This window comes from Acidisphaera sp. L21 (genome assembly GCF_009765685.1).
In the GTDB taxonomy this organism is placed as follows: domain Bacteria; phylum Pseudomonadota; class Alphaproteobacteria; order Acetobacterales; family Acetobacteraceae; genus LMUY01.
The window spans coordinates 24,626-42,817 of record NZ_LMUY01000155.1 but is presented as its reverse complement, the minus strand read 5'-3'; the positions used below and the strand labels follow the sequence as shown (position 1 = coordinate 42,817).

General features: G+C 65.1%; 15 protein-coding genes and 1 pseudogene. 2 read left to right on the top strand and 14 right to left on the bottom strand.

What is annotated here, in order from left to right:
* Positions 1-363: pseudogene (locus GSQ76_RS30070) on the top strand (ABC transporter substrate-binding protein); the annotation flags it as partial.
* A 3-nt stretch (positions 364-366) separates the two neighbouring features.
* Here GSQ76_RS30070 and GSQ76_RS30065 read toward each other — a convergent pair.
* From GSQ76_RS30065 to GSQ76_RS30040, 6 genes are all read right to left on the bottom strand, one after another.
* Positions 367-1,680 carry an FAD-binding oxidoreductase gene (locus GSQ76_RS30065; RefSeq protein WP_158747756.1) on the bottom strand — a complete coding sequence of 438 codons (1,314 nt, stop codon included), beginning with the start codon at positions 1,678-1,680 and terminating at the stop codon, positions 367-369.
* Between the two features lie 56 nt (positions 1,681-1,736).
* Entirely contained in the window at positions 1,737-2,939 is a 1,203-nt protein-coding gene (locus GSQ76_RS30060) for a glycosyltransferase family 4 protein (RefSeq protein WP_158747755.1), read from the bottom strand.
* A gap of 77 nt (positions 2,940-3,016) precedes the next feature.
* The gene (locus tag GSQ76_RS30055; RefSeq protein WP_158747754.1) at positions 3,017-4,510 is read right to left on the bottom strand and encodes a mechanosensitive ion channel family protein; all 1,494 of its coding nucleotides are present in this window, start codon (positions 4,508-4,510) and stop codon (positions 3,017-3,019) included.
* Positions 4,511-4,562: 52 nt separating this feature from the next.
* Positions 4,563-4,979, bottom strand: coding sequence for a hypothetical protein (locus GSQ76_RS30050; RefSeq protein ID WP_158747753.1), 417 nt, complete (start codon positions 4,977-4,979; stop codon positions 4,563-4,565).
* Between the two features lie 32 nt (positions 4,980-5,011).
* Positions 5,012-5,326, bottom strand: a complete 315-nt coding sequence (locus tag GSQ76_RS30045; RefSeq protein ID WP_408837516.1) for a hypothetical protein — start codon at positions 5,324-5,326, stop codon at positions 5,012-5,014.
* The gene (locus GSQ76_RS30040) at positions 5,323-6,663 is read right to left on the bottom strand and encodes an acyclic terpene utilization AtuA family protein (protein WP_158747752.1); all 1,341 of its coding nucleotides are present in this window, start codon (positions 6,661-6,663) and stop codon (positions 5,323-5,325) included. The genes GSQ76_RS30045 and GSQ76_RS30040 overlap by 4 nt, the downstream gene beginning before the upstream one ends.
* A 229-nt stretch (positions 6,664-6,892) precedes the next feature.
* Here GSQ76_RS30040 and GSQ76_RS30035 point away from each other — a divergent pair, with 229 nt between their 5' ends.
* Positions 6,893-8,497, top strand: a complete 1,605-nt coding sequence (locus tag GSQ76_RS30035) for an ABC transporter substrate-binding protein (protein ID WP_216851363.1) — start codon at positions 6,893-6,895, stop codon at positions 8,495-8,497.
* A 33-nt stretch (positions 8,498-8,530) separates the two neighbouring features.
* On the opposite strand, the gene GSQ76_RS30030 is transcribed toward GSQ76_RS30035, so the two are convergent.
* The 8 genes from GSQ76_RS30030 to GSQ76_RS29995 form a co-directional block, all read right to left on the bottom strand.
* The gene (locus GSQ76_RS30030; RefSeq protein WP_158747750.1) at positions 8,531-10,117 is read right to left on the bottom strand and encodes an ABC transporter substrate-binding protein; all 1,587 of its coding nucleotides are present in this window, start codon (positions 10,115-10,117) and stop codon (positions 8,531-8,533) included.
* Positions 10,114-11,535, bottom strand: coding sequence for an amidase (locus tag GSQ76_RS30025; RefSeq protein WP_158747749.1), 1,422 nt, complete (start codon positions 11,533-11,535; stop codon positions 10,114-10,116). Before GSQ76_RS30025 ends, GSQ76_RS30030 begins: the two co-directional genes overlap by 4 nt.
* Positions 11,536-11,624: 89 nt before the next feature.
* Entirely contained in the window at positions 11,625-12,497 is an 873-nt protein-coding gene (locus tag GSQ76_RS30020) for an MBL fold metallo-hydrolase (RefSeq protein ID WP_216851362.1), read from the bottom strand.
* Positions 12,498-12,512: 15 nt separating this feature from the next.
* A complete protein-coding gene (locus GSQ76_RS30015) occupies positions 12,513-14,540 on the bottom strand; it encodes a M3 family metallopeptidase (RefSeq protein WP_158747748.1) in 2,028 nt (675 codons plus the stop codon).
* Positions 14,541-14,587: 47 nt separating this feature from the next.
* Positions 14,588-15,349, bottom strand: coding sequence for an ABC transporter permease (locus GSQ76_RS30010; protein WP_158747806.1), 762 nt, complete (start codon positions 15,347-15,349; stop codon positions 14,588-14,590).
* Entirely contained in the window at positions 15,349-16,296 is a 948-nt protein-coding gene (locus GSQ76_RS30005) for an ABC transporter ATP-binding protein (protein WP_158747747.1), read from the bottom strand. The genes GSQ76_RS30010 and GSQ76_RS30005 overlap by 1 nt, the downstream gene beginning before the upstream one ends.
* 56 nt (positions 16,297-16,352) lie before the next feature.
* Complete coding sequence (locus GSQ76_RS30000) at positions 16,353-17,243, bottom strand: methyltransferase domain-containing protein (RefSeq protein ID WP_158747746.1); 891 nt, start codon at positions 17,241-17,243, stop codon at positions 16,353-16,355.
* Positions 17,244-17,375: 132 nt separating this feature from the next.
* On the bottom strand, positions 17,376-18,188 hold the full coding sequence (locus GSQ76_RS29995) for a methyltransferase domain-containing protein (RefSeq protein ID WP_158747745.1): 813 nt from the start codon (positions 18,186-18,188) through the stop codon (positions 17,376-17,378).
* Positions 18,189-18,192 lie beyond the last annotated feature (4 nt).

The window sequence follows — 18,192 nt, the reverse complement described above, 5'->3', positions numbered from 1 at the left end:
ACGTTGACACAACGCCGGGCCAGCAAGCAACCGGTCGACAAGGGCGGCTGGAGCGTATTTCACAGCACGTGCGCCGGGTCCGATATCGTCAACCCGGCAATCCATCAATATATCCAGTCCAATGGCGCCAAGGCCTGGTTTGGCTGGCCGGACGATCCGAAATTGGAGGCATTGCGGGCCGATTGGTTGGCGGCGCCCGCACCGGAGCAGAAGCCACTTGCGGACAAGATCCAGGCAGAGGCGTTGGACAGCCTGCCGTATATACCGCTCGGCTTTTATTGGCAGCCCTCGGCCTGGCGCAAGACGGTGACGGGGATGTTCAACTGCCCCGTCACGGCGTTCTGGAATCTCGGCAAGGCGTAGACGCTACATCGCGCGAGACAGCCGCCGGTCGTCCGCGTCGTCCAGGGCGCGATACAGTGTCATCAGCCCGCCGACCATCGGGGCTGCGAAGGGGCGCACGGCGATGGGCTTAGGTACGCCCATAGGCAGCGCCAGTTCGGTGTCTGGTGTGCCGGTAATGTGGCGGGCCAGTTCGTGCCCGCACAGCGTCGCCAGGGCGATGCCGCGCCCGCTATAGCCGAGTGCGCCAAGGCAGTTCGGCGCCAGCCGCACCAATTGCGGATAGTGGTTCGCCGTCATGCTGACCCAGCCGCTCCAGCATTCCTGCCAGTTGATCGCGCCGATCTGCGGGAATAGCCGTTGGACGCGCTGCGTCGCCTTGTCGATATAGGGTTGGCCGTCGCTGAATACCGGGCCGTCCAGCCCGATCTGCAACCGGCCGTCGCGATGCAACCGGATGCCGGAGAATAGCCGACGCGTATCCGTCAGCGCGTGGCCCTGCGGCAGGATCGTCGCGCGCAGATTGTCGCTGAGCGGTTCGCTGACGAGCTGATAGGCCCGCATCGGAATCAGCGACTTGCGAATTTGCGGGGCAAAGCCGTCCGTATAGGCGTCGCTGGCGACCACGACCGTCGCGGCGGTGACGGACCCAGCGGCGGTTGTGATCGTCCATCCGCTGCCCGCCGGCGACAAGCCGGTCACCCGGGTTTGGGTGTGGATGGTGGCGCCGTGGCGGATCGCGGCGGCGGCCAGGCCTTGCGCGTACGCGACGGGGTTCAGCGTGCCGCCGCGCCGGTCCAGCATTGCTGCCGGGTAAAGCTCCGACCCGATGGCGGACGCGGTGGCGCCCCGGCTCAGCATTTCCACCGGCGCCCCGCGCTCCTGCCAGAATAGGCTGCGCGTTTGCAGGCCGTGCAGCCCGGCCTCGGAATTGGCGGCGAACAGCAACCCGTTGCGGCGGACGGAGCAGGCAATGCCGTGCTTCTCGATCAGGTCGAACACCAGGCCGGGCGCTTTGCCGGTCGCTTCGATCAAGCGGGGGCCATGCACGGGGCCGAAGGTCTTCAGCACGTGGCTTTCGCTGTGCTTCGTGTAGGGCACGACCTGGCCAAAATTACGCCCGCTGGCGCCCCAGGCGATGTCCTGCGCCTCGATCAGCACCGGTTTGCGCCCGGCCTCGGCCAGATGCAGCGCGGCGGACAGGCCCGTAAAGCCGGCGCCGATGACCACGACATCCGCGTCGAGCGAGCCGGATAGCGGCGCCGTGTTGGGCGGTGGCCCCGCATCCGCCAAATACAGTTGCGGCGGCCTGGCAGTATCCTTGGACGGTGCCAACATCGATCAACCCTCGGTTCAATCCGGTTGGCTGTATCGCTAACACGGATTGCGCAGGGTCAGGCAGCCTCGCGGCGTTCTTGCGTTACGGGGGCGACGACATCCATCAGTGCGGCGATCTGCTTCGGCCAGCTCAGCCCCTGCATCAGCGCGGCACCCTTCTGGCCCAGAACGGCGGCGGCGTCGCGCTGTTGATAGACCGCCTCCAGCACGGCAACGATCTCGTCCACATCGCTCTCGCCCCAACCGAGGCAATCGTCGCCGTCGACCGGGCGTTGCTGGCCCAGCGCCAGGCAGTGCAGCCCATCGCCGACCAGGTCCAGATGCCCGGTGTTCATCGACAGCATGCAGGGCACGCCGCACGCCATCGCCTCCATGGCCACCAGGTTGGTGCCGCCTTCGGCACGGTTGGGGAACAGGCCGACATCGGCCTCCCGCAGGATGCGCGGCATGTCCGCGTTGGCGACCCGGCCCAGATGCAGCACCTGCGCGGCCGGGATGCCGTTCGCCACCGTCCAACCCAGCGCGTCCACCTTGCCATCGACCAGGCTGATGGGGGCAAGCGAGGCGTTGTGGTTCAGCGTGGTGGCGAACTGCGCCCAGGGGGAGGTCCAGGCGGTGACCAGCAGCGCGTCCGCATGGCGCTGCGCAAAGACCCGGAACGCGGCGACCACCAGATCCTGGCCCTTGCGATATTCCAACTTCCCGCCGGAGAAGACGATGAACCGATCGCCCAGAACGCCGGATTTTGGCGCTGGGTGAAAACTCGTTTGATCCACACCCTGCAGCACGGTTCGCACATTCTGCACGCCCTGGCCCTCCAACACGTCGCGGTTCCAGCCGGACCCGGCGATGATCGTCTCGTACCGCGCGGCCCGCGCCAGCCCTGCCGGGGTGATCCGGGTTTGCTCGAAAAACGCCATGCCGATCGTGCGCTCGCCCTCGATCACGCTGTCGCCGGGGGAGGTGCAGCCCAGGGCCAAATCGTTGCCCAGCGCATGCAGCACCGTCGCGGGCAGAGTCGCGGTGCCGCGGCCCAATTTGCCCAGCAGCCCAGCCACCTGGTTGGACAGGTCGATCGACGGCTGCAGCACCAGGCGCTCCAGCGGGGTCAGCCGAAGCTGCGTCTCGTCCACACCGCAGGACGACACCGCGTTCGATCGGCCTGGCCCGGCGCTATGCAGCATCAGGTTCAGCCCGTAGACGCCCCACCCGAAGAAGCTGGAGGGTGACCACTGGAAGTAGACCGCTTTGTCGGCCATCTTAGCCACTCCGCATTTTGCGTAGAGCAGTTTAGCGTCGCATGGTTAACGATTGGTCAGCTATGCCGCGTGCTGCATCAGGTTCCGAATTCGTCGGTCGCCGCCAGCGAGCCGAGGAAGTGCCGGATCCTGGCCAGAAACATCTCCGGCTTTTCCATCGATGTCTCCGTATGCGACGCCTCGGCATTCATCAGGGCGAGCTTGCCGCGTCTCGCCAATGCCTCCAACCCAACGGCTAGTTCGGGCCGGGCCTTCATCGCCGCTGCGAGGGCGTCCTTGTCCAGCCGGTAGGCCCGGACTGCGGTGACGGCGGTGGCGGTCGCCAGGTACGGCATGCCGGTGATGAGACCGATCGAACCCAGCGATTCGCCAGGGCTCATCAAGTAGCGCAGGCGAGCGTCGTCGCCCTCGCCGGTCGTGATCCGGACGACACCCGAGGCGACAATGTACAATGCGTCCGGCATGTCATTCTCGCGGATCAGCGTGTCTTCGGGGTCGAGCCGAATTTCGGTCATGTGCTCGGCCAGCAAATTGCGGTCATCGGCCGCGATGGCGCCGAACAGGTCGGACCGCTCCAGCATGTCGGAAGGTTTGGGCGGCGGGACAAGGGGAACGGCGGCCACCCCCGCAATGGCCAGCGGGATGCCGGCGTGGAACAGGTGGCGGTGGATCTGCGCCGCCATTTCGCTGCGTGCCGACATGACGGTTGCGCTGGACGGCACGGAATAGCTGACCGTGTACGTGATGCCGTCGCCCTGCAGCGCGCTGCACAGGACTTTCGGGGCGGGAATCGTCAGCGGCAGGCGGCAGGCCAACGTGGCTGCGCCCAGCGTTGCGATGCACCGCTCCGGCGGAATGCGGGCGTCCAGCTTGATCTCCATCGACTCGCTGCGAACCGGGGTCGGTAGGCTGCGGTTCACCAGCCGGGCCTTGGCGATGATGCTGTTGGGCACGATGGCGATGTTGTCGCTGCCGGTGGCGATGTGGGTGGAACGCCAGTTCACCTGCAGGACGTGGCCTTCGATCCCGCCCTCGACCCAGATCAGATCGCCGGCCTTGTAGGGGCGCTCGACCCCGACCGCGATGCCGGAAAACACGTCCGACAAGGTGCTTTGCAGGGCCAAGCCGAGGACGATGGCGATGACGCCCGACGTGGCGAGCAAGCCGCTGATCGAGACCGAGAACACGAAATCCGTCACGGCGAGGATCGTCGCGACATAAATGGCGCCAGCCACCAGGTCCGATACGATCTGCGTTTCGCGCGGCCGGTGTTCCAGCACGATCAGCAGGCGCGCCAGGCCGATCGCGCTGCGGGCGGCCATGAACCACCACCCGGCCTCGATGAATTGTTCCCAGGCGTGGCCGCCGGCGCTGGTGTGATGGAATTGCGGGTCGAACGGGCTGCCCAGGATTCGCTGCACCAGTATGGTCAGCACGATCAGCCCCAAAACCCGCCAGGCCGCCCGGCCCCAGAGCGGCCATTGCCGGAAGATCCGCGGCACGATCATCGAGCAGGCCAGCCCCAGCGTCGACAGCGCGAGCAGCAGAGTGGGATCGTTCGTCGTGTTCATGGCGCCAGGCTATCACCAAGTCGGCAACGCGCGTGATGGCCTACCCCGGCGCTCAGTTCTTGAACGAACGCTCGGGCTTCAGGATGGTCTTGAACAAACTGCGCATGGCCGCGGTGGTCATTGCCTCGACCCGTAGCACCGCTGCCTCGGTGGCGGTCTCATCCGGAACGCCGTGTCCCTCGATAGGGCCGATGGCGAGCACGATCAGGTCGTCGACGCATTCCTCCAGCCCGTCATCGGCATCGTCCTCGCGAAGTTGCTCGGTGAAGCTGTCGACGGTTGCGTTGTATTTCGACAGGGCGCGCGCCGGAATGGCCCGGGCGAGTGCCACGGCATGCATCAGGTAGCGGACCAGCACCGCGTCGGCCTGCGAATCTTCGTCCTTGAACGACCCTGCGAGCAAGCCGGCGGCGGCAGCTTCGGCGATGGCATCGTCATCGATGGCGGCAAGGGCGGCGGCGGAATCCATGAACGGCTCTCAATCGGCGGCTTGGTGCCGTGTCATGCCCGGTCCGGTATCTCCATGTCCAGCAACGAGGAGGAGAGCGACTTGCCATGCTGGTCCAGCGCGAGCGAGCGGGTTACGCCGCCGCCCAAGGCGCCCTCCAGCACGAAATTCAGCGCGCCCAGGCCGGGCAGTTCGTAGCGCCGTACTGGACCGCGGACGAAGGCGGCGAAATGCGCCTGCACCCGGTCGGCTGTGACGTGCTGCAGCAACCAGGCGTAGTCGCCAGGTTGGTAGGTGATGACGGAGATGTTGGACACGTCGCCCTTGTCGCCAGTGCGGGCATGGGCGAGTTCGCGCAGTTTCATCATGCCACCTCGTAGGCGATGTGCGGCGTGATCCACTCGCGCGGGATGAGGGTGGAGGCGACGGCCAGGATCTCCCGCGCCGATTTCAGCGCGCCGCCGCCGCCGGCGGGGCCGTTGGTGTAGAGCGTCTCGACTTCGTTGCCGATGCGCACCGCCTCCCGCATCGTGGCTGTGCGGCCGACGACGCGGATGCGGACCTCCTCCGGTTCGGCGTTCACCGGCAGCGTCGGGCCACGGCGGACGGAGTCCGCGCCGATGAGTTCGAAGCGCAGTTCGGTGGTGGCGACATTGGTGAGCTTCAGCCGCTGCTCCACGATATCCAGGGCGAGCCGGGCGCGGGCGAGCGCGCCGGGGCCGGCGTAGGACATCTGGCCCTCGCCGATGAAGCTATCGTGGTAGCCGACAGAGACCTTGAGGGTCGGCGTGCGGGGCGTGCCGGCGCCGCCGGAGATGGCGACGCGGTCAGGGCCGATTTGCTGCAGGGTGGCGCCGGTGAAGTCGGCCACCACGTCCGGCTGGATGTATCGCGCCGGGTCGTGGACTTCGTAGAGAATTTGCTCCTTGCAGGTAGCGATGCTGACCTGGCCGCCGGAGCCGGCGACCTTGGTGATGACGGCGTGGCCGTCCTCGGTGACTTCGGCGAGGGGGAAGCCGAGCCGGGCCAGGTCGGGCACGTCCTTGTAGCCGGGGTCGGCGAAGTAGCCGCCGGTGATCTGCCCGGCGCATTCCAGCAGATGGCCGACCAGGGTGCCGCGGCCGAGGCGGGTCCAATCGTCCATGGCCCAGCCGAACTCGTGCACCAGGGGGGCGGTGAACATCGCCGGGTCACCGACGCGGCCGGTGATGACCACGTCAGCGCCGCCTCGCAGCGCGTCTATGATGGGCCCGGCGCCGAGATAGGCGTTGGCGGAGATCATGCGCTCGGCGATATCGGCGACGCGGCCCTCCCGCTCGATCAATGGGAGATCGACGCTGTGGAGTCGGTCGGTGACGTCGTCACCGGTTACGGCGGCGATGCGCAGGCCGGTCAGCCCCAATTCGCGGGCGATGCGGGCGGTTTGCCGGGCGGCGGCAACGGGGTTCGCCGCACCCATGTTGGTGATGACGCGAATTTTGCGCTCGGCACAGGCGCGTAGCACGGTGGTCATCCGCTCGGTCAACAGCGGATCATAGCCGGCTTCGGGGTCGCGCTGGCGCTGCTGTTGGGCCAGCGCGATGGTGCGTTCGGCCAGGCACTCGAACACCAGATAGTCGAGCGCCCCGTGTTCGGCCAGTTCCAGAGCCGGTTCGATGCGGTCGCCCGAATACCCGGCGCCGGAGCCGATGCGTAGCGTCCTCATAACAGGAACACTCCAAAGGCCACGCAGGCGATGGTCATGATCACCGACGCGGCGCCCCCCCAAGATGATCCCGGCACCACGGCCCGGTTCGCTGCCCGCATCGTAGGGTCGGGCTCGCCTATGCGACAAGTGAAGCGGCCCGGCGACGTGCGGCGTCGCAGCCAGCGCTGAGGCGGGGGCGTGATGGTCCGCGTATTGCAAGCACCCGGCGCTGTTGATGGAGAATCCCATGAAGTATCGCTTCGCCGCCCTTCTGCTCGCCGCTGGCGCGCTGGCGCACAACCCGGCTGCTGCTGCGCCCGGCTGCACGCTGCGTGTGGGCATGACGCTGGCGAGCCTGCCGACGCAGAACGGCTCCCCCGACCAGGGGACCGAGGGCATCCGGTTCATGGGCTACACCCTATACGACGCGCTGATCGACTGGGATCTGAGCCGTGCCGATCGCTCCTCGGGCCTGACGCCGGGTTTGGCCACGTCGTGGACGGTGGACCCGCAGGACCGGACGAAGTGGACCTTCAAGTTGCGGCAGGGCGTCACGTTCCAGGATGGCTCCCCATTCAACGCGGACGCCGTGATTTGGAACATGGACAAGGTGCTGAACAAGGCGGCACCCCAATATGACGTGTCGCAGGTGGCGCAGGTGGTGTGGCGGCTGCCCAGCATCGCCGGATATCGCAAGATCGACGATCAGACGGTGGAGATCTCTACCACGGGGGCCGACGCAACCCTCCCCTACCAGATGACCGCGGTGCTGATGGCAAGCCCGGCGCGGTGGCAGGCCGCGGGCAAAGACTGGGCGGAGTTCGGCAAGCACCCGGTCGGCACGGGGCCGTGGATGCTGGACCAATACTCACCGCGCGAGCAGGCGACGCTGCTGCGCAACGCTGGGTATTGGGACAAGGCCCGGGTGCCGAAATGCGACAGGCTGGTGCTGCGGCCCGTGCCGGACGCCAACACCCGCACGGCGGCGCTGTTGAGCGGACAACTCGACTGGATCGAATCCCCCGCGCCGGACACGTTGGACCGCATCCGCGCGGGGGGCGGCAAGGTGCTGACCGGGGTGATGCCCCATTTGTGGCCCTTCACGCTGAACCGCACGCCGGGTAGCCCGCTGAACGACATTCGCGTGCGCAAGGCGCTGAACCTGGCGATCGACCGGCCCGGGCTGGTGGAATTGCTGGGCGGCCTGGCCCAACCGGCGACGGGTGTGGTGGCCGAGGACAACCCCTGGTACGGCAACCCCAGCTTCCACATCAAATACGACCCGGCGGAGGCCAAGCGGCTGCTGACGGAGGCTGGCTACGGCCCGGACCATCCGCTGCACCTGAAGTTCATGATCTCCACCTCCGGCTCCGGCCAGATGTATCCACTGCCGATGAACGAGTTCATTCAGCAGAACTTCGCCGATGTCGGCGTGAAGCTGGAGTTCGAGGTGTTGGAGTGGCAGGCGCTGCGCACACGGCGCGATGCCGGCGGTGCGATGGGTCCGTCCAACAAGGGCATCGATGCGATCAACAACAGCTGGAACTCGATGGACCCGCTGAGCGCGTTTCTGCGCCACGTGGACAGCAAGGGGACGCCGCCGATCGGGTTGAACTGGGGCTTCCTGAACGACCCGGAGTTGGACAAACTCAGCGAGGAAGCCCGGCAGACGTTCGACCCGAAGGCGCAGGACGCGGTGCTGGCCAAGATCAATGCGCGCATGGTGGATCAGGCGGTCTGGATCTTCGTGGTCCACGACGTGAACCCGCGGGCGGTGACAGCCAAGGTGCACGGCGTGGTGGAGGCGCAGAGCTGGTTCGTCGATTTCTCGCCGGTGTCGGTCGACCCGTAGCGCCGGGCAGACCGATACCGAAATCCTGGGACGTTACGGGGCCATGTAAACCGACGTCAGCTGCGGAAACCAGCTTTGCGCCTGCACGAACCCCTTCACTTGCGGGCTCATCGAACGCGGGTTCAGGTCGTGCGCGATGAAGACGTAGGCGGCATCATCCACGATCAACGCATGCGCCTTGGCTAGCAGGGCGTTCTGGGCGCTCGTGTCGAAGGTCTGCTGCGCCTGGTGCAGCAGATCGTCCACCGCCGGGTTGCGATATTGCCCCCAATTGAAGCCGACCGGCGCGTCCATCTTGCTGTCGAACTGGCGCACGAAGGCGGTGGCCGGGTCGATCGGGCCGTAGCTGTTGTTGATGGCGTCGATCGCCTTGTTCACCGGCGCCTGCGCCCCCACCCGGCGCCGCCCGCGCAGCGTCTCCCATTCCAACACCTCGAACTGTAGATCAACGCCGACGGCGGCGAGGTTCTGCTGAATAAACTCGTTCATCATCTGCGGCTGCATTTGGCCAGAGCCGGAGGTTGAAATCGCCACCCGCAAATGCAGCGGATGCGCCGGAGTAAACCCGGCCTCGTTCAGCAGCCGCTTGGCCTCCGCCGGGTCGTAGTGGATGTGAAAGCTGGGTGTGCCGAACCATGGCGAGTTCGGCAGCACGTAGCCCACCGCCGGGGTCATGGTGCCACCCAGCAGCGCCGTCAGCCCGTCCCGGTCGATGGCCAGGTTGACGGCCTTGCGCACGCGGATGTCGTTCCAGGGGCTGCCGGGCAGGCGGCTGGGCTCGTAGGGCCAGATATGCGGGTAGGTGTTGGTCACCAGCACCATCCCCGCACTCTTCAATTGCGGCAGTGAGTCCGGCGCCGGTGCCTCGATCCAGTCGACCTGATGCGACAGCAGGGCGGCGGTGCGCGTCGCCGCTTCAGGCGTCGGTATCAGGATCAGCTTGTCCAGCTTCGGCCGGCGCGCCGGGTCCCAATACTCGGCATTGCGCTCCAACTCGATCCGTTGCCGGGGGATGACGGCCGTCACCTTGAACGGCCCGGTGCCGGACGGATGCAGGGCGATCTGCGCCCAGTCATGGCCGAATTTCTCCCACTGCGCCGGGGAGGAATACAGCAGGTACGAGATCTCGTACGGGAAGAACGCGTCCACCGCCTCGGTGGTGATTTCGATCGTGTTGGCGTCGACGGCGCGGTAGCCACTGATCGCCCCGATGCGGCCGCGCACTTGCGAGGATTGGCGGCCATCGAATTGCGGCGACGATTCCTTGTAGATCTTGTCCAGGTTCCAAATCGCCGCATCCGCGTTGAAGGCGGATCCGTCGTGGAACTTCACGCCCTGGCGAAGATGGAACCGCCAGATGTGCGGATTCGCCTTATCCACCTCCCATGATTCCGCCAGGCCTGGCTTCAGCGTCGGCGGCACATCGGCCCGCGACAAATCCCAGTTCACCAGCGAATCGTAGATCGTGTAGCCGGTAAAGCGGTACCCCTCCATGCCCTGGTCCGGCTGCCCGGTGGTCAGCGGGATATCCGCCACGGTCATGGCGATGCGCAACGTGCCCTGGGCGTAGGCGGACCCGACGGACAAAGCGGCGGCCAGCAGCCCGGCAGCGAGCTTCATGCCACCCGCCCCAGCACGGTATCCCGCAGCCACCCGGCCACGGCGCAAGCCTCCGCATCCCGGTCGCGAAAGCCGCATAGTTGCAGGCCGAGCGGCAGTTCCTCCACCGCCAGCAGCGGCAGCGCGAAGGCGGGCGCCGCCACCATCGTCCAGGGCAGGGCGTAGCTGCGCGATCCCGTGTAGTCGTGATGCACGATCGCCGGACCGGAGGAGCAGAGCGCCAGGAAGCCATCGAACTCGCCGGCCAGGGATTCCACCTGGTTGCGCAACGCCGTGCGGCGGGCGAGCGCGGCGGTGTAGGTGTCCGCCGTGATCTTTGCCCCGTGCGCGAGCAGTTCGTGAATGCGTTTGCCCACCATGTCAGCCCCGTGATCGCGGTAGCTGGACAGCGGCCACTTCGTCTCCCAGGCCAGGATGTCGTACGAATAATCGTTCGCGTCCGCCAGCATGGTTTCCAGCGCAGCGATGCCGGCGTGGCTGCGACGATCGGCCACGGCAACCCCAGCATTGGCCACACGATCGCACGCAGCGTCGAACGCGGCGCGGCTGATGCCGTCCGTTTCTCCCCAGCCCTGCATGTCCAACCGGGCCAGCGCGCGGGGACGGGCAGGGGGTGGCGCCTGGTCCGGTCCAGCCATACCGAGATGCGGCGGGTTGCCACCGACATGCCGGGCGATGGCGCGGGCGCCCGCCCACATATCCTCCAGGCTGGCGCCGAACACGCCCAAATGGTCCTGCGTCAGTGCCAGTGGCGTGACGCCGCCAGTGTGCAGCGCATCGATGCTGGGCTTCATCGCATACGCGCCGCAATACCCGCCGGGCCGGATGGTGGAGGCCTGGGTTTGCGTGCCAAGCGCCAGGCTGGCCATCCCCGCACCCACTGCGGCGGCCGAGCCGGAGGACGAGCCACCCGGCGTGCGCGTGCTGTCATACGGGTTGCGCGTCGGTCCGGAATTGCTGACCGCGAATTCGGTGGTGACCGTCTTGCCCAGGATCACCGCACCGGCTTGGCGCAGCGCCCAAACGGCCGCCGCGTCCCGGTTCGGGTGCCAGCCGACGTAAATCGGGCTGTTCATCTGCGTCGGCAGATCGCGGGTTTCGATCATGTCCTTCACCGCGACCGGCATGCCGTCCACCGGGCCGATCGGGGCGCCCGCTTTCCACCGCGCGTTGGATGCATCGGCTGCCTTGCGCGCGCCGTTCGCATCCACCAGCACGAAGGCCCGCACTGCCGGGTCCGCCTGCTCGATCGTTTCCAACCGGCGCTCCAGGAAGGCACGAGGGCTGTCCTGGCCATCCCGGAAAGCCGCCGCGCAGGCAGTGTAGGGCGCCAGCAGCGGCGTGGCCGGGTCGTAGGGCAGCTTGCGCGCCACGAGGTCGTGCGGCAGCGCTGGCACAGGCCAGGGGAGATCGGTCATGCGGTGTAATTCCCAGTCTTGGCGCGCGGCGGAGGATGCAGCGCCCATTCCACCGGGGCGCTTGCAAGCCACGGGCCATGCCGGGCCGGCTACGACCGGAAGCGATACCGGAAGCGGTCCCCATCTGCCTCGATCCGCCCCGCGGTCGGGGAGGGGAAATGCACCGGCAGGATGATCGTATCGGTATCTGCCACCGAACCCAAAAAGCTTCGCCGCGACTGCGCAGCCTGCACCGGGTCGTAGCAGAAGATGGTGGACCAATCCGGCTCCCGGCACTGCAGGGCGTGATGCATCATGTCCCCAGTCACCACGGCGCGCTGGCCTTTCGAGTGGATGTTGACGCAGCAATGGCAGGGCGAGTGGCCCGGCGTCGGCGTCAGCGACACCAGGTCATCCAGCATGTAGTCGTCATCCACCAGCAGCGCCTGCCCGGCCGCGACGATCGGTTCGCAATTATAGCGCCAGACATTGCCCGGCGGTGTCTCACCGCGCTTATCGGCGGCTTCCCAGGCGGCATACTCGCGCTTGTGGAACACGTATTTCGCCTTCGGGAAGGTCGGCACCCATCGCCCGTCCCGCAGCACCGTGTTCCAGCCGCAATGGTCGATATGCAGATGGGTGCAGAACACGTAGTCGATCTGGTCGAACGCCAGCCCGGCGGCCGCGAACCCGTCCAGCCAGGGCTGCTTCGGAAAGTCCATCGGCGCCGGGTAACCCTTATCCTCCCCCGTGCAGGTGTCGACCAGGATGGTGTGGTGCGGCGTGCGGATGACGAAGGTCTGGTAGGTGATGATCACGCGGCTGCTCGCCGCGTCGTAATGCACCGGATCCATCTCGGCCAAATGTTGCTTGCCGATCGCTGGGTCGAAGGCGGGGAACATCGCCTCCGGCGTGCGCCACGGCCCATCCCGCTCGATGATGGAGGTGACTGTGACGTCGCCGATCTTGATTTCTTGCATCATCAACCCTCTGTTCGGTTATGCGACGACGAGGTCGCGGCTGCGCAGCAGGGCGGCCGTGCTAGGCGCGCGGCCGCGAAAGGCCCGATACAGCGCCATCGGGTCCTGCGTGTCCCCGGCGCTCAGCACAATCCGCAACCGTGCCGCGACGGCCGGATCGAACGGGTTGCCGGCCTCGGTGAATGCCTCGAACCCATCGGCGTCCAGCACCTCGGCCCACATGTAGGAATAGTAGCCCGCCGCATAGCCGCCGCCCGCGAACAGATGCTGGAAATGTGCCGGCCGGTGCCGAAACCCGATCTCGGCTGGCATGCCGATGCTAGCGAGGTAATCCTTTTCGAATGCTTCAATATCAATCGACTGTGGGTCTGGATGGCTGTGCAACGCCATGTCGATCAGCGCGGAGGACGTATATTCGAGGGTGGCAAACCCCTCGTTGAACCCCTTCGCCGCCAGCAGCCGCTGGATCAGCGCGGCCGGCACCGGCTCGCCGGTCTCGTGATGCAGCGCGTAGCGGCTGAGCGTTTCCGGTAGGGAGATCCAATGCTCGTAGATCTGCGACGGCAACTCCACGAAATCCCGCCGTACCGATGTGCCGGACTGGGCCGGGTAGCGCACCTTGCTCAGCAAGCCGTGCAGGGCATGGCCGAATTCGTGGAACAACGTCTCCGCATCACTGAAGCTCAGCAGCGTGGGCTCTGATTTTGCGAAATTGTTGTTGTTGATGATGATCGGCGACACCGGCGCATCCAGCGCCTCCTGGTCGCGAAAGCTGCTCATCCACGCGCCGGACCGCTTGTCGCCGCGGGCATACGGGTCGGCCAGGAACACCCCCACATGCCCTGCGCTGTCCCGAACCTCATACGCCTCTACATCCGGGTGGTAGACCGGCGCATCCTGGATGCGGCTGAAGGTGAGGCCGAACAGCCGCGTCGCCGTGTCGAACGCGGCCTGTTGAATGTTGTCGAACACGAAATATGGTTTGATTTCAGTCTCATCCAGCGCGTAGTCCGCCTGGCGCACCTTCTCGGCGTAGTAACGCCAATCCCATGGCGCTAAGTCGCCGTTGAACCCCTCCGCCTGCGCAACCGCCAACAGGCGGTCGCGTTCGGTCCGCGCCTTATGCTTGGCCGGCTCCCACACCTCGGCCAGCAGCGCCTGCACGGCATCGGGCGTCCCGGCCATCGTGTCGGCCAGGCGGAATTCGGCGAAACTGGGGTAGCCAAGCAGCCGCGCCCGCTCCGTTCGCAGCGCCAGGATCTCTGGGATCAGCGCCCGGTTGTCATGCTCGCCAGGATGCGTCCCGCGCGCGATCCAGGCGGCGAAGGCGATCTGCCGCAGGTCGCGCCGGGCGGAGAAGGTGAGGAATGGCTCGATTAAGGAGCGGGAGAGGGTGATTGCATACCCACTCAGCCCCCGTTCGGCCGCTGCCTGGGCGGCGCCAGTGCGCACGAAGCCGGGCAGGCCGTCCAAATCAGTTTCGGCAAGCTGCAGATCCCAGGCCTTCTCGTCATGCAGCACGTTCTGGCCAAACGCAGTGTGGAGTACCGCCAACCGCTCGGAGATCGCCGTCATCCGCGCCTTCGCCGCCGCGTTCAGCCCGGCGCCGCTGCGGATGAAGCCCAGATGTGTTCGCTCCAGCAGCCGCATCTGGTCCTCCGCCAGCCCTAGCGTGGCGCGACCCTGGAACAGCGCGTCCACCCGGGCGAATACCGCCGGGTCGAGCGAGACCTGCATGCCGTGCTGCGCCAGCTTCGGCGACATCTCCCGGTCCAGATCCTCCAGCGCCGCGCCGCCAAGGCTGACGACGAGGTTGAAGAATACCCCGTTGATCCGCGCCAGCGCCCGGCCACTCCGCTCCAGCGCCTCGACCGTGTTGGCGAAGCTTGGTGCGGCCGGGTCGGCGCCGATGGTGGCAATTTCGGCCAGATGCTCCGCCATTGCAGTGGCGTAGGCCGGCGGGAAGTGCGCCGGCTGGATCTGGTCGAACGGAGGAATGCCGAACGGGGTGGTCCATTCGGTCAGCAGCGGATTGGGCTCGGTCATGGGCGCATCACGGCCCCTAAGCGGCCGCCGGGTCAAGGCGGCGCGTGCTACCGCTTCAGCCGATACCCCGTCTTGAAGATCCACCAGATCCCGACAAGGCAGACCGCCATGAACAGCAGCGTCATGGCCAGGCTGATCCCGACACCGATGTCGGACATGCCGAAGAAGCTCCAGCGGAAGCCGCTGATCAGGTAGACCACGGGGTTGAACAGCGTCACATCCTGCCAAAATGGAGACAGCATGGTGATGGAGTAGAAGCTTCCCCCCAGGAAAGTCAGCGGCGTCACGATCAGCATCGGCACCAGATTCAGCTTCTCGAAGCTGTCGGCCCAGATGCCGATGATGAATCCGAACAGGCTGAACGTGACCGCCGTCATCACCAGGAACGCTACCATCCACACCGGATGCACGATCCCGAAGGGCACGAACAGCCGCGCCGTAATGAGAATAATAATCCCCAACATCAGCGACTTACTAGCCGCAGCACCCACGTAGCCGGCGACGATCTCCACCGGAGAGACGGGGGCCGACAGCATTTCGTAGATCGTGCCGGTGAATTTAGGGAAGTAGATGCCGAACGACGCGTTGGAGATGCTCTGCGTCAGCAGCGACAGCATGATCAGCCCGGGGACGATGAAGGCACCGTAGCTCTGCCCGCCCATCTGTCCCATATGCGACCCGATGGCCGAGCCGAAGACGATGAAATACAAGCAGGTAGACAGCACCGGTGACACGACGCTTTGCAGCAGCGTGCGCCAGGTGCGGTTCATCTCGAACTGGTAGATTGCGGCGATGGCGGGAAAGTTGATCACTTGCCGTGCACCAGGCTGACGAAGATGTCTTCCAGCGAGCTTTGCCGGGTCTGCAGATTGCTCACGGCGATCCCCTGGGCGTCCAACTGGCGCATCAGCGGGGCGATCCCGGTGTCGCCGCTTTGCGCGTCGTAGGTGTAGGTCAATGTCGTGCCGTCCAAGGACCGCTCCAGCGGCCAGGCCGCCAGGGCGACGGGGATCTCCGCCAGCGGCGGCTGCACCTTCAGCGTCAGTTGCGTCTTGCCGAGCTTCTGCATCAGCGCGGCCTTATCCTCCACCAGGATGATCTCGCCTTTGTTGATGACACCGATGCGGTCCGCCATTTCCTCCGCCTCCTCGATGTAATGGGTGGTGAGGATGATGGTGACGCCCTGGGCGCGCAGGCCGCGCACCATCTGCCACATCTCGCGCCGCAGTTCGACGTCCACGCCGGCGGTGGGTTCGTCCAGGAACAGGATCCGGGGCTCGTGCGACAGCGCCTTGGCGATCATCACCCGGCGCTTCATCCCGCCGGACAGGGTGACGATCTTGCTATCGCGTTTGTCCCATAGCGACAGGTCGCGCAGGATCTTTTCGATGATGGCCGGGTTGGCCCGGCACCCAAACAACCCGCGGCTGAAGCTGACGGTGGCCCAAACCGTCTCGAACGCGTCGGTGCTCAACTCCTGCGGCACCAGCCCGATCAGGCGCCTGGCCGTGCGGTAGTCGCGCACGATGTCATGGCCGTCTGCCTGGATGGTGCCGGTGCTGGCATTGACGATGCCGCAGATAATGCTGATCAGCGTCGTCTTCCCGGCACCATTCGGGCCGAGCAGGGCAAAGATCTCCCCAGGCGCGATATCGAGGTTGATGACGCGAAGTGCCTGGAAGCCGCTGGCGTAGACTTTAGTGATGTCTTTGACGGAGATAGCGGGCCGAGTGACGGCGTGGTCTGAATTTGTCATGGATCTCACAAATGGCGGTAGACAGCGGCAGCGAACTGCCCTGAAACCCCGCCGGCTCAGCCGAATGGCTTGCGATATTCGACGTAGAATATAATAGACGTTTCCGGCGTGTCATTGATCGTGCCGTGAATTATTTCATGCGGCAGCAGATATCCTGCCTTGATCGACTCCTTGACATCGATCAGCCCCTTCCACTCGATCAACTCCAGGCCCGATGACTGCATTGCCTCGGTCAATTCTTCGAACCGGTATTCGTACTTATGTTCGGCGTGGATGAACCCGGTGTCGCCGACTGCCAGGCGCGTCCCAGTCCGGTTCGGCGTGTCCAGCGCGAAGATGCCGCCGGGCTTCAAGATGCGACCTACGTCGCGGAAAATGCGTTCGCCATCCTCCCGCGTCACGTGCTCGATCGTCTCACCAGACCAAACGAAATCGAAGCTGGCATCCGGGTAATGCGCCAGGTCCGCCATCGAGTGATAGGCGTAATTGACATGGGTGCCATGGTGCACCGAGGCCACGTTCGTTTCGAGCGCACTTTTAAACCGGATGTCCGGCGGCAGGTCGATGATCGTGATGCGTTTGGCGCCGCGATATCCCATGGCGAGCAACGCGCCCTGCTGGTCGGCTGAAGCGCCGCCGAGGTCGAGCACGGCATCCGCACGGGGCAGGAGGCGACGCACCATGTCGCATCGCAATTTGTGCAGCGACACCGCGATGGCGGCGAACGCCATGTGGTTGCTGAGCGACGCGATCGTCTTGTCACGATTCGCCTGGACCTGGGCGAAGACGTAGTGCCGCCGGAACTCGTCCGAGCCGATCAGTGATGCGATCAACCGATGCTGCGGCTCGGTCTTCAACCGCTCCGTCCACGCTGCCCTACCGGTCGGATCAGCCTTGCGGCCCAAGACGACACTGTAGGCGGTATCGATGAACTCGGCATTGTCCATGCCCGGCTACTCCCTGTCGCGTCTGTGTCGGCCTGGTCTCAATCCAACGGGCGAGTGCGAGGTTGGAGCCATTGGCCAAAATAGGGCAGTCCCGCCAGCACGGCAATCCTGCTGCCTCCTGGTTTGCCCGGCTCAGCGTAGCGCCAGAAAGCACCGCCAATTGTCGTCGAACAACCAGTATGGCCGCCGCGGGATTTCTGTCACGGTCGAGAACCCAAGCTCCTTCAGGCCGAACCGCAGTAGCGAATCGCTCATTGCGGTGGTTGCGTCGAAACAAACCGGAAACCGTCCACCGAAATATTGCGACGTGAGGGTTGAGTACGAGATTTGGTATGCCGGCGAACTCGGGAACATGCTGAATATCAGGAGCCCCTTATTCGTGAGCGATGCCAGATAGGACAGAAGGAATTGTGGGTCAGACGAATGGCACATGAATGCGACGTTCGACACGAAGTCGAATGATTTCTCCGCAACGACAGTTTGTTGCAATTTATGCTGTGAGAAATCGTAGGAATCCTGGGTGAACTCGGCATTGATTCCCGTCACATCGGCTACGAACTTAAATGCCGGGTGAAAATCGCCCGCGTCGATCCCGCAAGATTGGAGACAGCCGAGCTGGGCGAGACGGTATGGGAAATAGCCCGCATTGCAAGCAAAGTCCAAATATTTCATCGACGCAATATCATCCGTAGACTTGACGATCTCTGTGATAAAATCTTCATACATCATCGCCAACCGCTCATTGGCACCAATGAATTGCTTGGCTTCTGGAAGATTGATGTCAGACGAATTCAGTATACGCCTCTTGGAGTTCAGCATGAACGCCTCTCCGGCACCAGTAAACGTACCATCTGGAAGAACAAATGGCTGATAGGCGAACAGTCTTTTAATTTCCTCGGTAACGAGTGTTTTGGGGGTTCCGTCTCTATAACTTAAACGAAGCATCTAA

Bases quoted from the DNA above. Each gene is read 5' to 3' on its own strand.
- GSQ76_RS30020 (WP_216851362.1), bottom strand. From the start codon at position 12,497: ATGATGCAAGAAATCAAGATCGGCGACGTCACAGTCACCTCCATCATC.
- GSQ76_RS30065 (WP_158747756.1), bottom strand. From the start codon at position 1,680: ATGTTGGCACCGTCCAAGGATACTGCCAGGCCGCCGCAACTGTATTTG.
- GSQ76_RS30045 (WP_408837516.1), bottom strand. From the start codon at position 5,326: ATGATGAAACTGCGCGAACTCGCCCATGCCCGCACTGGCGACAAGGGC.
- GSQ76_RS30005 (WP_158747747.1), bottom strand. From the start codon at position 16,296: ATGACAAATTCAGACCACGCCGTCACTCGGCCCGCTATCTCCGTCAAA.
- GSQ76_RS30050 (WP_158747753.1), bottom strand. From the start codon at position 4,979: ATGGATTCCGCCGCCGCCCTTGCCGCCATCGATGACGATGCCATCGCC.
- GSQ76_RS30035 (WP_216851363.1), top strand. From the start codon at position 6,893: ATGAAGTATCGCTTCGCCGCCCTTCTGCTCGCCGCTGGCGCGCTGGCG.
- GSQ76_RS30015 (WP_158747748.1), bottom strand. From the start codon at position 14,540: ATGACCGAGCCCAATCCGCTGCTGACCGAATGGACCACCCCGTTCGGC.
- GSQ76_RS30000 (WP_158747746.1), bottom strand. From the start codon at position 17,243: ATGGACAATGCCGAGTTCATCGATACCGCCTACAGTGTCGTCTTGGGC.
- GSQ76_RS29995 (WP_158747745.1), bottom strand. From the start codon at position 18,188: ATGCTTCGTTTAAGTTATAGAGACGGAACCCCCAAAACACTCGTTACC.
- GSQ76_RS30055 (WP_158747754.1), bottom strand. From the start codon at position 4,510: ATGAACACGACGAACGATCCCACTCTGCTGCTCGCGCTGTCGACGCTG.
- GSQ76_RS30025 (WP_158747749.1), bottom strand. From the start codon at position 11,535: ATGACCGATCTCCCCTGGCCTGTGCCAGCGCTGCCGCACGACCTCGTG.
- GSQ76_RS30030 (WP_158747750.1), bottom strand. From the start codon at position 10,117: ATGAAGCTCGCTGCCGGGCTGCTGGCCGCCGCTTTGTCCGTCGGGTCC.
- GSQ76_RS30060 (WP_158747755.1), bottom strand. From the start codon at position 2,939: ATGGCCGACAAAGCGGTCTACTTCCAGTGGTCACCCTCCAGCTTCTTC.
- GSQ76_RS30040 (WP_158747752.1), bottom strand. From the start codon at position 6,663: ATGAGGACGCTACGCATCGGCTCCGGCGCCGGGTATTCGGGCGACCGC.